Here is a 13,586-nt window from a genome sequence, read left to right on the forward strand (position 1 = left end):
CCCGGGGCGGCCCTTTCGATTCCGGATACTGCCGGTCAGACGCGTTCGATTACCATGGCGATGCCCTGGCCGACGCCGATGCACATGGTGCAGAGGCCATAGCGGCCGCCAGTACGCTCCAGATGGTTCAGCGCCGTGGTGACCAGACGGGCGCCGCTCATGCCAAGCGGATGGCCGATGGCGATGGCGCCGCCATTCGGGTTCACATAGGTCGCATCGTCCGGCACGTTGAGCTGGCGCAGGACCGCCAGCGCCTGGGCGGCAAAGGCTTCGTTCAGCTCGATCACATCCATGTCGCGGATCGACAGACCGGCCTTGGCCAGCGCCTTCTCGGTCGCCGGCACCGGGCCGATCCCCATGATGCGCGGCGGTACGCCGGCCGCAGCGGTGGCAATGATGCGTCCGCGCGGGGTCAGGCCATGCTTCTTCGCAGCCGCCTCGGAAGCGAGGATCAGTGCTGCGGCGCCATCGTTGACGCCGGAGGCGTTACCCGCCGTGACGGTGCCGCCCTGGCGGAACGGCGTCGGCAGTTTGGCCAGTGCCTCCAGCGAGGTATCGCGCGGATGTTCGTCGCGATCCACCACCACCGGGTCGCCCTTGCGGCTCGGGATGGTGACCGGGGTGATCTCGGCTTCGAACAGGCCGAGTTTGATCGCGTTCAGGGCGCGCTGCTGGCTGCGGAGCGCAAAGGCGTCCTGGTCAGCGCGATTGATCTGATACTGCTCGGCCACGTTCTCGGCCGTTTCCGGCATCGAATCGACGCCAAATTTCTGCTTCATCAGTTTGTTGACGAAGCGCCAGCCGATCGTGGTGTCGTGGATTTCGGCGGTCCGCGAAAAAGCGCTTTCCGCCTTGGCCATCACGAAGGGCGCGCGGCTCATACTTTCGACGCCGCCGGTGATCACCAGGTCGAACTCGCCGGTTTTGATGCCGCGTGCGCCAGCACCGGTCGCTTCCAGGCCCGAGCCGCACAGACGGTTTACTGTCGCGCCCGGCACCTTATCTGGCAGGCCGGCCAGCAGCAGCGCCATGCGGGCAACGTTACGGTTGTCTTCACCCGCCTGGTTGGCGCAGCCGAAGATCACATCGTCGATGGCCTGCCAGTCGACGGCCGGATTGCGCTGCATCAGCGCCTTGATCGGCACCGCGCCCAGATCGTCGGCGCGCACGCCGGACAGCGCGCCGCCATAGCGGCCGACAGGCGTACGGATGGCGTCACAGATGAATGCCTCGGTCATATGTCTCTCCCTAAGGTCTCTCGGCCGAGTGGAACAAACGCCGCCAGGTTTCAGACCGGCGGCGTGCGGGCGATGATGGCGGAGTAGAGCGCGGAGTCAACATTTCCGCCGGAGCAGACGGCGACCACCGTGCGGTTAACGCACGACACCTTGCCATTCAGAACCGCAGCCAGTGCGGCCGCGCCACCAGGCTCGACCACCAGCTTGAAGTAGTTGAACGCAGTGGCCATCGCGGTCTCGACTTCGGCATCGGTGGCCGAAACAGCGCCAGTGAGGTTGGTGCTCATCACGCCGAAGGTGATGTCGCCAGGATGCGGTGCCATCAGTGCATCACAGAAAGTATTACCCTTGCCGGCATGACTGACGATCTTGCCAGCCTTGAGCGACAGATCGATGTCGTCGAACTGATCTGGCTCGGCACAGTAGACGGCGATGCCCGGCAGGCGATCCTTGACCGCCAGAGCGATACCCGAAATCAGGCCGCCGCCCGAGGCGGGGGCCAGCACCGCATCCGGTTTGATATCGCGCTCGGCGCATTGCGCGGCGATTTCAAGACCGATGGTGCCCTGGCCGCAGATGATGTAAGGGTCGTTGAAAGGCGGCACCAGGGTCATGCCGCGTTCGTCGGAATAGCGGCGGCCGATAGCTTCGCGATCTTCGTTATGGCGATCATACAGCACGACCTCGGCGCCATAAGCGCGCGTGTTGTTGATTTTGATCTTCGGTGCATCGCTCGGCATCACGATCACCGCAGGTGTGCCGCAGAGTTTCGCGGCCCAGGCGCAGGCCTGGGCATGATTGCCGGACGAGAAGGCGACGATACCGCGCTTGCGCTCATCGGCGGTCAGGCGGCTGATCCGGTTATAGGCGCCGCGGAACTTGAAAGAACCGCTGACCTGCAGCGGCTCGGCCTTGATCAGCAGCCGCCCGCCCAATCGCTCATTCAGATACTGGCTTTCCAGCAACGGTGTGCGAACGGCGATGCCGCGCAACTGGCGGGCGGCATCTTCAACGTCGCTGACGGTGGGCAGGACAGGCAGTTTGGCAGGCGCGTTCATCGGTGGCTCTCTATGGCTGAATCAACGGATGCAGCCGGGCCCCGATAACCCGGCAGCGAAGGGCCGGATTATAGCATGCAGGCTGCAGGGTTACAGGTCTGCGAGGAAGGCGTCTATGGCCGTTTCGGCGGCCGGCTCGTCCAGCATGGGTACATGACCGACATCGGGCACGGTAACGGCAATCATGCCGGCATGCTCGCGTTTCATGCGGATGAAAGTATCGGCAGTCAGGATATCGGACAGCGCACCGCGCAGGGCCAGCAGCGGCAGGGAGCGCAGGCTGCGGAACATCGGCCAGAGATCGGGCAACGGCCGTCTGGCCTGTTCCCGCAGCGCGGCGGCGATCCGCAGGTCATAGTCCAGGGTCACGCCGTCACGGGCCTTGTCCGCGGTAAAGGTGCCGCGTGCAATACGCTGCCAGCCGGCCGCATCCAGTTTCGGATAGGCGCCGGCATAGCCCTTGCGCATATAGTCCGTGGCGGCCTCCCAGGTGGGAAGTTGCACGGGCTGGCCGACATAGCCGGCGATGCGCTGGCGGCCGTCTTCCTTCACGTCGGGACCGATATCGTTCAGGATCGCGCCAACCAGCAATGTGGGGGCAGCTGCGGCCAGTGCCATGGTCATGATGCCGCCCAGCGATGTGCCCAGCGCGATCACCCGCCGGATATGCGTCACGGCAAGCAGATGCTGGATATCGTCAAGATAGACCGATGGATTGTAATGCATCGGATCTGGATCATAGGCCGAACGGCCGCGGCCGCGATAATCCAGGCAGATGACCCGGCGCGTCGCCGCATGACGGGACGCGAATTCATGGAAATCGTTCGAGTTGCGGGTCAGGCCGGTCAGGCAGAGCAGGGGCGTGCGAGCGGCATGACGGTCGCCATAAACCCGGTAATACAGCCGCAGGTCATCCTGGGCGTGAAAATAGCGCTCGCTGAATCCGGTTGTCATGGCACTGCGCCGAGGATCACCGGCACCTCGCCCAGGCTGCGCACCACGACATCGGGCGGGTTAGGCAGGCGTTCCGGCGGCTGGTCGCTGCGATTGATCCAGATGGCGAAAAATCCGGCTCGCTTGCCGGCATGGATGTCCCAGCCGTTGCTGCTGTGAAAGGCAATCGCCGCAGCCGGCAGCACCAGCCGCTCCATGGCCAGGCGATAGATGCGCGGATCGGGTTTGTAGATGCCGACCTCTTCGACCGAAATCAGGTGATCGATCAGATCGGCGATGCCCGATGAGCGGCAGGCGGCTTCCAGCATTTCCGGGGAGCCATTCGACAGGATGCCGGTCACCAGGCCGGCGGATTTCAGCTGGCGCAGCATGGCCGGCACTTCAGGGAAGCAGGCCAGATTGAAGTAGAGATCGAGCAGCCGCTGGCGGAGTCCGGGATTGCGGATGCCGCGTTCGTCGAGTGCGTAATCCAGCGCATCGGCCGTGACCTGCCAGAAATCGGCATGGGCCCCCATCAGGCTGCGCAGCCAGGAATAGTTCAGCTGCTTGGCGCGCCAGGTATCGGCGAGCGGCTGCCAATGCGGACCCAGCTCGTCGGACAGGGCACGCGCTGCTGCGCTGACATCGAACAATGTGCCATAGGCATCGAAAAGACAGGCCTTGATACCCGCTGTCCCTGCCATTGGATCAGCAGGGCGAGGTGCTGCAGGCCTGCCTCGGCAGGCCGCGCATATCGATATAGATGCGGTCGATGGCGCCGGGCTGGCTGTGCAGAAGGCTGCGATAAACCTGCACGCCTTCCAGCACGCGCTGCACATAATTGCGCGTTTCCGAGAAAGGTATCAGTTCGATCCAGTCGATCACGTCCACATTGGGCTGGCGCGGATCGCCCCAATCGCGAATCCAGCGGCGCACCCTCGCTTCGCCGGCATTGTAGCCGACCAGCGCCAGCACGTAGTTGTTGTCCCAGTTCTGCAGCAGGCTTTTGAGGTAATGCGCGCCAAGCTGCACGTTGTAGCCTGCATTCTGCGTCAGCTGTCCCTGGTCGAAGCCAAGCTTGAGATCCTTTGCCACGCCTTTGGCTGTGGCCGGCATCAGCTGCATCAGGCCGCGTGCACCGGCAGGCGATACGGCAGTCTGGTTGAATTCGCTTTCCTGCCGCGACAGGGCCAGCACCAGGGCTGTTTCCGGATTGTCGACACGCAGCATCGGCTCGACCAGCGGATAAGCTTCGTTCACCAGAATCACGCCCTGCCGTGCCGAACGCTTGCTGGAGGCGACGGCGAGATCGACGCGGCGCAGGTTGCGCGCCAGTTGCGCCACCAGCTTGTGGTCTTCCGGCGTATTGGCGGTGTTGACCAGGCGGATGATGAAGGGGCGCAGCCGTTCTTCCATATCCAGTTCGACCAGAATCTGCGCGGCGCGCACCACTTCGCGGCGCTGGAAATGCCGGGTCTGCTCGGCGGTCGGCCGGATTGGGTCGGGCAGGTCCAGAGGGGTTTTCGCATCCAGTTCATGGACCCCGAGCTGGCCGTAGAAGGTGGTGCCATGCTGGGCGGCCTGGCTGTACCAGTGCCGCGCCTGCTCGGCATCACCCAGTGCGGTATATGTGCGGCCAAGCCAGTAGGCAGCGCGCGACAGACTCACCGGATAGCGCACGGCATCCTGCAGGGCGACGAAATGCTTGAGCGCGGTCTTCGGCTCCTGCAAAAGACGCAGCGCGATCCAGCCAGCCAGCCATTCGGCTTCGGCCATCGCCGCACCGCCCTTCACGCCATGGCCGGCCGCCAGACGATAGGCTTCCGAAATGCGGCCTTCGGCCATCGCCTTGCGGGCGCGGAAATGCCGCTCGACCCACCATTTCTCGGCGCGGCCGAGATCCTCGGGGGCGTTGTAAAGCAGGGCCTCGACCACATCGTCCATGCCGCGTTTGCGCTGCCAGCGCAGACGGTCATAATTCAGGCCGCCATCATCGCGCAGATGCGCCGGCAGGGCCGCCACCAGTTTTTCGGCACCGGAGACATTGTTGGCGAGTGCGATACGGGCCTCGGCCAGTTGGCGGGCCTCGGCGTTCAGGCGCGGCAGCATGCGGCGCGCCGCCTCGATATTGCCATCCCATAACAGACGATCGGTGCGGGCCGCATTATCGGCTGCGCTGAAGCGGTCGCCGAATTCGGCCCAGAGCGTCTTCTCGTCGCGCAGGGCGAGATTACCATCGACCCAGGCGCGGCGCATCACCGGGAAAGCTTCCTTCTCACGGCCGAGCCGCAACAGGCTTTCGCCCAGCCGGAGCAGGCCAAGGCCGGTTTCCGGCGGGTGGGCATCGAACCATGCGATAATGCGGCCATCGCCGGTCGAGCCGTCCATGGCTTCCTCGGCGCGCCGCAGCAAAGCTTCGCGCGCCGGCCAGTCAGGCTTGGTCTCGATGAAGCTGGTGATCTCCTCGAACCCGGCACCGCTATTGGCGCTCTGCAGCCAGAGCCAGCGGGTCAACTGGGCGATCATCGGCTCGCGCGCCGTGGCGGCGATCCGCCGGGCGGCATCGAACCGGAGTGCGGCAGCTTCCTGCAGGGCCTTGCGGCCGATCTCGCGGTCGCTGGCGCTGAGGATTTCATGCTGGGCCGGCAGCTTGGTCTGCTCGGGTCTGGCCGGGGGCGTGCCGCGCCGCGGTTTGGCTGAAGGCAGCGGAGCGGCGGAGGTGGTGGAAGCCAGCTCGGGTGTGGGCTTGGTTTCGGGGGTGGGCTGCCGGGCCGCGGCGGTGAAACTCCAGCCGAGCGCGAGTCCGGTCGCCAGAACCAGTTTCAGGCCCCGGCGCCAGACGTCAGAGGGACAATCGATACAATCCTGAGGCACGGCGAATCTTTCGCAATTCCAGATAGATGATAGCAGCCTGCCGGCCCGGGCAAAAGCGCGGCTTGCCCTTGATGGGGGCTGCCGGCGCGAGTAAGGTCGCGGCACATCCATCTGGTAACGCGCAAAGGTAAAGGAACTACCATGTTCAAGGGCTCGTTCGTCGCACTGATCACCCCTTTCAGGAAGGGGAAGGTGGACGAGAAAGCGTTCGGCGATTTCGTCGAATGGCAGATTGCCCAGGGAACCCATGGCCTGGTGCCGGTCGGCACCACCGGCGAATCCCCGACGCTCAGCCATGACGAACACAAGCGCGTGGTCGAAATCTGCATCGAGGCCGCCCACGGCCGCGTTCCGGTGATGGCCGGCACCGGCTCGAACTCGACCGACGAGGCGATCGAGCTGACCCTGCATGCCCAGGAAGCCGGCGCCGATGCGGCCCTGATCGTGACGCCCTATTACAACAAGCCGACCCAGGCCGGCCTGTATGCCCATTACAAGGCGATCCACGACGCGACCAAGATTCCGATCTTCATCTACAACATCCCGCCGCGCTGCGTGATCGACATGTCGGTCGAGACCATGGCGGCGCTGTCCAAGCTGCCGCGCATCAAGGGCGTGAAGGATGCCACCGGCAATCTGGAGCGTCCGCTGCTGCAGCGCATCGCCTCGGGCGTGAAGTTCTGCCAGCTGGATGGCGACGACACCACTGCGCTGGCCTTCAACGCGCATGGTGGCACCGGCTGCATTTCGGTGACCGGCAATATCGCACCGAAGCTGGTGTCGCAGATGCAGGAAGCCAGCCTCGCCGGCGATCATGCCAAGGCGCTGGCGATCCAGGAAAAGCTGATGCCGCTGCATAAATCGCTGTTCGCCGAGACCAGCCCCGGCCCGGTGAAGTTCGCGGCCGAGATGCTGGGCATCTGCACGGCTGAACTGCGTCTGCCGATGGTGCCGCCGAGCAAGGCGACCACCGATCGCGTCAAGGCGCTGGTGAAGCAGCTCGGCCTGACCGGCCCCGGCAAGAAGTCTGGGGCCAAGGGCGGCAAGTCCGCCGCCAAGGCTAAGGGCGGCAAGAAAAAGAAGAAGTAGTTTTCATGGCTCAGCAACCGCGCACGGTGGCCGAAAACCGCCGGGCGCGCTATGACTATCATCTGGACGAAACCTTCGATGCCGGCGTCGCGCTGGTCGGCTCGGAGGTGAAGAGCCTGCGCGATGGCCGCGCCAGCATCCAGGATGCCTATGCGGCGGAGCAGGGCGGCGAAATCTGGCTGATCAACTCGCATATCCCGGAATATCACGGCGCCAACCGCTTCAATCACGAGCCGCGGCGTCAGCGCAAGCTGCTGCTCAAGCACCGCGAGATCGACAGGATGATCGGCGCGCTGAAGCGCGGCGGCGTGACTTTGGTGCCGCTCACCATATATTTCAACGAGCGCGGCCGGGCCAAGGTGAAGGTCGCGCTGGCACGCGGCAAGAAGCTGCATGACAAGCGCGAAACCGAGAAGGAACGCGACTGGAAACGCGAACAGCATCGGCTGCTGAAGACCAAGGACTAGCTGGCAAGATCCAGACGGAGGCGAGGCGATGAGCGACGAGTACAAACCCGGGTTGCTCGGCCAGATCAAGGACAAGCTGATCGCTTCCAAGCAACAATGGGCCAAGGACGGCCGCCTGCTGACCGGCGAGACTTCCTCGTCCGACAAACGCCGTCTGCCGCCGGGCCAGCGACTGACCCGCGACTGGCCGGTGCTCGATCTTGGCGTGCAGCCGAATATTTTGCTCGACCGCTGGCAGCTCACCGCCGGCGGCCTGGTCGAGAAGCCGGTCAAGCTGGACTGGAACGACTTTCTAGATCTGCCGCAGAGCGACAGCGTCTCCGACATCCATTGCGTCACCGCCTGGTCGCGTTACGACAATCGCTGGTCCGGTGTGCTGGCGCGCGATTTCCTCAAACTGGTGAAGCCCCGGCCGGAGGCGAAGCATGTCGTGTTTCAGTCCTATGACGGCTACGCCACCAATGTGACGATGGAGATGTTTGCCGCGTCCGATGTGTTGCTGGCGCATTCGTGGGAGGGCGCGCCGCTGACCCGCGAGCATGGCGGCCCGGTGCGCATCGTGATGCCGCAATTCTATTTCTGGAAATCGGCGAAGTGGGTTAAGCATATCGCGTTTCTGGATCGCGACGCGCCGGGCTACTGGGAAGTACGCGGCTATCACAATACCGGCGATCCGTGGAAGGAAGACCGTTACGGCTGAGCCTGCTCAGTGGACGGGCGTGCAGTCGGGGGGCGCATGGACCAGCAGCGCGGATTGATTTACGGCCAGCAGCCGGGCCTGCGGTTTGCCATCATTCTCGATGGCGCCGGCGGCGCGCGCGAGGTCGGCTGGGACGAAGTCCGGCACTGGCGGCCGGCCCAGGGCGTGATCTGGGTGCATCTCGAACGCGACGATCCGACAGCCGCGAAATGGCTGCGCGAGGAGAGCGGCCTCGATCCCGTGGTCTGCGACGCCTTGCTGGCCGATGAATCGCGACCGCGTATCCAGGAAATGACGAGCGGCCTGATCGGCGTGCTGCGCGGTGTCAATCGCGACCCGCATGAGAATACGCTTGATCTCGTGCCGATCCATCTCTGGGCCGACGAGACGCGCATGATCTCGCTGCGCGACAAGGACCATTACCTGCATGCGTTGCGCGATATCCGCGAGGAACTGCGCGAGGGGCAGGGGCCGCTGCATGTCGGCCATCTGCTGACCAAGATCGCACGTCGCATCTTTAAATATATCGAACCGATCCTCGAACAGCTCGAGGATGAAGTGGATGCCTTCGATCATCAGATCGAGGAATGCGATGCACGCGAAGCCCGCAGTGAATTGAGCGATATGCGGCGGCGCGTGATTTCTCTGCGCCGCTACATGGCACCGCAGCGCGAGGCGATGTTCCGGCTGCAGGGCGCCAATGTCGGCTGGATCATGCCGCGCGACCGCCAGCGTCTGCGTGAACTGACCGACAAGGTGCTGCGCAGCGTGGAAACGCTGGATGCGCTGCGCGACCGGCTCACCATTCTGCATGAAGACCTCACCGCCTTGATGAGCGAGGAGATCGCGCAGACCACCAACCGCCTGACCGCGCTGACCGCGATCCTGCTGCCGCCCAGCCTGCTGGCCGGTTTGCTCGGCGTGAATGTCGCCGGTATTCCCTTTGCCGATGAGCCATGGGCCTTCGGTGCCATTTGCGCCACCACCGTGACGCTGATCGTTCTGGAAGTCTGGCTGCTGCGCAAGATGAAGTGGTTCTGATCAGCGCTTGCTGCCGGCACGGATAAGCGGATGCGCCAGGCCTTCGGCGATCAGGTCATGCGGATGCACCTGCCCGAAATACGTATTCGGCGTCCAGGCATCGGCCTGCGGGTCGTAGTCGAACCACGGCGCCAACCCGACAACAAGATGGCAGCGTGACTGCGACGTCAGTCCGCCGGCAAACACCCGGTGCGGCATGTTGGTGTCCCAGGACCAGGCGAAACCATGTCGCAGGTGATGGCGCTGGATGGTCGCCGAACCAGCCTGGGGCTCCATCAATTCCGTTTCGATCTCCAGCAGATATTCCGGCGCGGTCCAGACCGGAATGTTGATGCGCAGGTTGTGGAAGACGCTTTCGTCGCGGTGCCAGCCGTAGCTGTCTTTCAGCGCCTCGGCATTGTTGCCGGGGATTACGCTCAGCCGCGAGCGGATCACCGGCAGGGTGAAGCTCTGCATCAGCTGCCCCAGCGCACCGTGCCGGGCTGCCGGCGTCAGCATACGGAAGCCGTAACTGTCGTAATAGTCGCCTTTCAGTTTCGGCATTTGTGCCCGGCTCTGGTCGGTGGCATAGAAATATTGCCCGTTGCGCAGATGCGCCGATCCCAGCGTGGCGCCATGCGGATCGCCGGGAACATCCGGGTTATAGGTCAGCGACAGTGAGCCATAGGTGGGTTCGGCCACGTCATCGGCGGTGTTGCGGAAGCCGCGCAGGCGATATTCGGCGATGACCGCCCGGCAGGCCTGCTCCAGCGCCGGCAGGTCGAAGGCGAGGTCGTAGCGCTGCAGCAGGGAGCGGCGGGCCATAAACGGTTGGATCGCCGCATCCAGATCGAATTTCCGGCTGAGGTGGCTGAAGACGGTTTCGGCGGCCGGTATGGCCATATTCGTTATATGTTCCATTATTATTCCGTAAGATATTGATTTCCTGTATGGGCTCTATTTTAGCACCTCTTTATATTGTTGCCAATATGTTCCAATGAGTGGGCGCCTCATGGCGCCCAGGTCATCTCCGGATCGAGCGGATAGATCGGTCGCGGCACCTGGCGCCAGGGCACGTTCTGCAGCACCGGCGTGGTCAGGCCGGGCACATCGACTTCGATGATGCGGTCATCGGGGAAGAAGATATCGAAGCCAGCGCGGAAGTGGCCGCGCGATTTCACCACCAGGCTGCGCAGGCTGGCGATGTCGATACCGAAGGTTTCGAAGAACATCGGGTCCAGTGCCTGGTGCCGGTTGGTGGTGACCACCACCTGAATGTCGCCAACCTGCACGACCGCGGCCGGCCCCATATTCAGCGTGCGCCCGGCTGCCATCCCGCGCCGGCCGACGAACAGCCCGTCGCTCAGCGCCACCACCTTGCCCGGGGCCGTGAAGGATTCGGAGAAAGTGGTGGTTTCATCGCGATTGAAGCGGGCCATGAAACCGGCGCCGACACCGAGCCGTTGCGCCTCGGCCGCCAGGGCCGGATCGTAGACCGGCCCGATGGCGCAGCCGCTGACGCCGGCCTTGTGGAACGCGGCAAGGATATAGCTGGTATTGCCACGTCCGCCGCCGCCTGGATTGTCGGCCACATCGGCGAAGAGCAGGGCGGGTTTGGACGGATCGCGGCCGCAGGCCAGTGCCATCTCTGTGCAGCGTTCCAGGCTGGTCAGGTTGGTGATGAACCGCTGGCGCTGGCTCCAGGCATGGGCAGCGACATTGCGCGCCACCGTTTCGGCCTGCGCCTTGTCCGTCGCGGTGACGATCACCGACATGCCGTTCTTTGGCGTATCGCCGAGCGAAAAGCCCGAGGATATCGAGACATCGAGCACACCATTACCGACCTGCTTCTGGCCGTAGGCGATCAGATCGGCATAGGGACCCGATTTGGTGTTCTGGCTGGTCGAAGGCGGAATGAAGGGCAGCTTTACGAAGGCAGTCTGCGGCTTCATGCCGCCGAGCATCGCCTTCAGATGCCGCGCGCAATCGGCACCGCGTTCGGGCATGTCGGTATGGGGATTCTCACGATAGGCGATCAGGATATCGGCCAGATCGACCATGGCCTGGCTGACATTGGCGTGCAGGTCGAGCGTGGCCACCACCGGCACATCCGGGCCGACAACCTCCCGCACGGCGCGGAACACTGTGCCATCGGGATCGATATCCACGGTTGCTGTGGCGGCACCATGCTGTGACAGGAAGACGGCATCCACCGGGCCGGCGGCGCGCAGCAGCTGCCGCATGCGCTCGACCACCTCTTCGAAGAAAGCCTGGTCTACCGGCCCCGAGGCGCCGACGGCAGCCATCACCAGCGGCACCCGTTCCCAGTCGGCCAGCCGATCCATTTCGGCGGTGAATCCGGTCAGCGTGGTCGGGCTGCGCGGATTGGCGCTGGCGAGATCGGCCAGCAGGGCATCGCCCTCCAGCAACACGCTGGCCTCGAACTCCTCGCGTGTCGAAACCGGCGCATGGCCGTTGCTTTCCAGCATGAAGCCACCAATGGCTATGCGATACCTGCGCGGCATGGTTCTATGTCACCCTGTCTGATTGACACTATAAGCGAAGGCGTTTGTTATAAGTCCGACACGACGTCAAAAACCAGAAGGATAAAACGGCATGCTCCCAGTTTCCCGCCGCCTGTTCATGGGTGGAACGCTTGCCACGCTGGCTGCCGCCGGTATCGGCTCTCGCAGCATGGCGCAGGGGGCGCCGTCGCTGGTGATCGGCACCAAGCTCGAACTCAATACGCTTGATCCGCATTTCTTCAACGGCTTCCCGCAGGCGTCGTCGCATTCGCTGATCTTCGATGCCCTGCTGGGTGTCGACAGCGGACTGCGCATTATTCCGGCTCTTGCCACGGCCTGGCGCAACATCGATCCGCTGACCTGGGAATTCGATCTGCGTCAGAACGTCAAATTCCATGATGGCTCGGCTTTCACCGCCGATGACGTGATCGCCACGCTGGAGCGCGTGCCGAAGGTGCCGAACAGCCCGAATCCCTTCACCCAGTTCACACGGTCGATTTCCGTTACCGAGAAACTGGGCGATCACAAGATTCGCTTCAAGACGGCAACGCCTGCGCCGACCCTGCCATCGGATCTGGCGCGCGTCTTCATCATTTCCAGGAAGCATGTTGCCGCCAGCACGGCCGATTTCAATGCCGGCGCCAGCGGCGCGGCCATCGGCACCGGCCCCTACAAGGTGGCGGAATGGACCAACGGCCAGGTGCTGGTTCTGAATCGCAACGATGCCTACTGGGACGGCAAGCAGCCCTGGGCCAAAGTAACCGAGCGCGTCATCAAGGGCGATGCCGGGCGCATTGCCGCGCTGCTGTCTGGCGATGTTGATGCCATCGACGAGGTGCCGACCATCGACATTCCGCGCATCAAGCAGGACAAGCGCTTCGCCGTCACCAGCGGCGCTTCGGCCACCGTGCAGTATATCGCCATGGATGCCGCGCGCGACGTCAGTCCCTTCATTTCGGCCAAGGACGGTCAGCCGGCCCTGCTGGGCAATCCGCTGAAGGACAAGCGGGTACGCAAGGCGCTGTCGCTCGCCATTAACCGCAAACTGATCGTCGACCGCATCCTGGATGGCTCCGCCACGCCGGCCTCGCAGTTCCTGCCGTCGCGGTTCGATGGCACCAGCACGAAGCTGAAGGTTGATCCTTACGACCTTGAAAAGGCCAAGGCGCTGCTGAAGGAAGCCGGTTATGCCAACGGCTTCAAGATCACGCTGCATGCCACCGGCGACCGTTATCCGAAAGACAAGGATATCGCCCAGGCGGTGGGACAGTTCTGGACCCGTCTCGGCCTGCAGGTGAATGTCGAGGCGATGCCCGGCACCGTCTTCTTCAGCCAGGCGACCAAGCAGGAATACTCGGCCTTCATGGCACAGTACGGCACCGACGAAGCCTCGATCGGCCCGCGTGCGCTGGTACATACACCGGGCGGTATCTACGGCACCGCCAACCGTACGAAGTTCTCGCATACCGACATCGATGCGGCGATCGAGAAGGCACAGGCGGAAATGGACCCGGTCAAGCGCAAGCCGCTGGTGCAGGCCGCCATCGAGATCACGATGGAGGAGCAGGCCATCATCCCGGTCTTCCATCCCAACGCGGAAATGGCCAGCAAGGCCGAGGTGGTCGTCACGCCCCGGCCGGAGCGGCGGTTCAACGCGCTGATGATGAGGCCGAAGGCCTGAA

Annotated in this window: 12 protein-coding genes; 5 read left to right on the top strand and 7 right to left on the bottom strand. The window is 63.8% G+C overall.

Features of this window, described 5'->3' with window-relative positions; translation table 11 throughout:
• Window positions 1-35: 35 nt before the first annotated feature.
• From pcaF to OJJ21_RS22445, 5 genes are all read right to left on the bottom strand, one after another.
• A complete protein-coding gene (gene pcaF / locus OJJ21_RS22425; RefSeq protein ID WP_297690061.1) occupies window positions 36-1,238 on the bottom strand; it encodes a 3-oxoadipyl-CoA thiolase in 1,203 nt (400 codons plus the stop codon).
• Between the two features lie 50 nt (window positions 1,239-1,288).
• The gene (locus OJJ21_RS22430) at window positions 1,289-2,296 is read right to left on the bottom strand and encodes a threonine/serine dehydratase (RefSeq protein WP_297690063.1); all 1,008 of its coding nucleotides are present in this window, start codon (window positions 2,294-2,296) and stop codon (window positions 1,289-1,291) included.
• A gap of 90 nt (window positions 2,297-2,386) precedes the next feature.
• Entirely contained in the window at window positions 2,387-3,250 is an 864-nt protein-coding gene (locus OJJ21_RS22435) for an alpha/beta hydrolase (RefSeq protein ID WP_297690065.1), read from the bottom strand.
• Entirely contained in the window at window positions 3,247-3,933 is a 687-nt protein-coding gene (locus OJJ21_RS22440; RefSeq protein ID WP_297690067.1) for a haloacid dehalogenase type II, read from the bottom strand. Before OJJ21_RS22440 ends, OJJ21_RS22435 begins: the two co-directional genes overlap by 4 nt.
• Before the next feature lie 4 nt (window positions 3,934-3,937).
• Window positions 3,938-6,103 (bottom strand): lytic transglycosylase domain-containing protein, encoded by a 2,166-nt coding sequence (locus OJJ21_RS22445; protein ID WP_297690069.1) that lies wholly within the window; start codon window positions 6,101-6,103, stop codon window positions 3,938-3,940.
• 141 nt (window positions 6,104-6,244) lie between these two features.
• On the opposite strand from OJJ21_RS22445, the gene dapA reads away from it, so the two are divergent.
• The 4 genes from dapA to OJJ21_RS22465 are packed head-to-tail and all read left to right on the top strand — an operon-like array spanning window position 6,245 to window position 9,400.
• Window positions 6,245-7,192, top strand: a complete 948-nt coding sequence (dapA, locus tag OJJ21_RS22450) for a 4-hydroxy-tetrahydrodipicolinate synthase (protein WP_297690071.1) — start codon at window positions 6,245-6,247, stop codon at window positions 7,190-7,192.
• 5 nt (window positions 7,193-7,197) lie between these two features.
• Window positions 7,198-7,659 carry an SsrA-binding protein SmpB gene (gene smpB, locus OJJ21_RS22455; protein WP_297690073.1) on the top strand — a complete coding sequence of 154 codons (462 nt, stop codon included), beginning with the start codon at window positions 7,198-7,200 and terminating at the stop codon, window positions 7,657-7,659.
• A gap of 28 nt (window positions 7,660-7,687) precedes the next feature.
• Window positions 7,688-8,359: a sulfite oxidase-like oxidoreductase gene (locus OJJ21_RS22460; protein WP_297690074.1), complete on the top strand. Its 672-nt coding sequence runs from the start codon at window positions 7,688-7,690 to the stop codon at window positions 8,357-8,359.
• A 36-nt stretch (window positions 8,360-8,395) separates the two neighbouring features.
• The gene (locus OJJ21_RS22465; RefSeq protein WP_297690076.1) at window positions 8,396-9,400 is read left to right on the top strand and encodes a zinc transporter ZntB; all 1,005 of its coding nucleotides are present in this window, start codon (window positions 8,396-8,398) and stop codon (window positions 9,398-9,400) included.
• Here the strand turns inward: OJJ21_RS22465 and OJJ21_RS22470 are convergent, their stop codons facing one another.
• Both OJJ21_RS22470 and OJJ21_RS22475 read right to left on the bottom strand, forming a co-directional pair.
• Window positions 9,401-10,282, bottom strand: a complete 882-nt coding sequence (locus OJJ21_RS22470) for a hypothetical protein (protein ID WP_297690077.1) — start codon at window positions 10,280-10,282, stop codon at window positions 9,401-9,403.
• A 107-nt stretch (window positions 10,283-10,389) separates the two neighbouring features.
• Window positions 10,390-11,904, bottom strand: coding sequence for a M81 family metallopeptidase (locus OJJ21_RS22475; RefSeq protein ID WP_297690079.1), 1,515 nt, complete (start codon window positions 11,902-11,904; stop codon window positions 10,390-10,392).
• A gap of 91 nt (window positions 11,905-11,995) precedes the next feature.
• Between OJJ21_RS22475 and OJJ21_RS22480 the strand changes: the two genes are divergently transcribed.
• Entirely contained in the window at window positions 11,996-13,585 is a 1,590-nt protein-coding gene (locus tag OJJ21_RS22480; RefSeq protein ID WP_297690080.1) for an ABC transporter substrate-binding protein, read from the top strand.
• Window position 13,586: the final 1 nt, after the last annotated feature.

This window comes from Ferrovibrio sp. (assembly GCF_025869515.1).
Lineage (GTDB): Bacteria > Pseudomonadota > Alphaproteobacteria > Ferrovibrionales > Ferrovibrionaceae > Ferrovibrio.

What these genes read in the sequence shown, in the direction of transcription:
- pcaF (WP_297690061.1), bottom strand. Translation starts at nt 1,238, where the DNA reads ATGACCGAGGCATTCATCTGTGACGCCATCCGTACGCCTGTCGGCCGC.
- OJJ21_RS22430 (WP_297690063.1), bottom strand. Translation starts at nt 2,296, where the DNA reads ATGAACGCGCCTGCCAAACTGCCTGTCCTGCCCACCGTCAGCGACGTT.
- OJJ21_RS22435 (WP_297690065.1), bottom strand. Translation starts at nt 3,250, where the DNA reads ATGACAACCGGATTCAGCGAGCGCTATTTTCACGCCCAGGATGACCTG.
- OJJ21_RS22440 (WP_297690067.1), bottom strand. Translation starts at nt 3,933, where the DNA reads ATGGCAGGGACAGCGGGTATCAAGGCCTGTCTTTTCGATGCCTATGGC.
- dapA (WP_297690071.1), top strand. Translation starts at nt 6,245, where the DNA reads ATGTTCAAGGGCTCGTTCGTCGCACTGATCACCCCTTTCAGGAAGGGG.
- smpB (WP_297690073.1), top strand. Translation starts at nt 7,198, where the DNA reads ATGGCTCAGCAACCGCGCACGGTGGCCGAAAACCGCCGGGCGCGCTAT.
- OJJ21_RS22460 (WP_297690074.1), top strand. Translation starts at nt 7,688, where the DNA reads ATGAGCGACGAGTACAAACCCGGGTTGCTCGGCCAGATCAAGGACAAG.
- OJJ21_RS22465 (WP_297690076.1), top strand. Translation starts at nt 8,396, where the DNA reads ATGGACCAGCAGCGCGGATTGATTTACGGCCAGCAGCCGGGCCTGCGG.
- OJJ21_RS22470 (WP_297690077.1), bottom strand. Translation starts at nt 10,282, where the DNA reads ATGGCCATACCGGCCGCCGAAACCGTCTTCAGCCACCTCAGCCGGAAA.
- OJJ21_RS22475 (WP_297690079.1), bottom strand. Translation starts at nt 11,904, where the DNA reads ATGCCGCGCAGGTATCGCATAGCCATTGGTGGCTTCATGCTGGAAAGC.
- OJJ21_RS22480 (WP_297690080.1), top strand. Translation starts at nt 11,996, where the DNA reads ATGCTCCCAGTTTCCCGCCGCCTGTTCATGGGTGGAACGCTTGCCACG.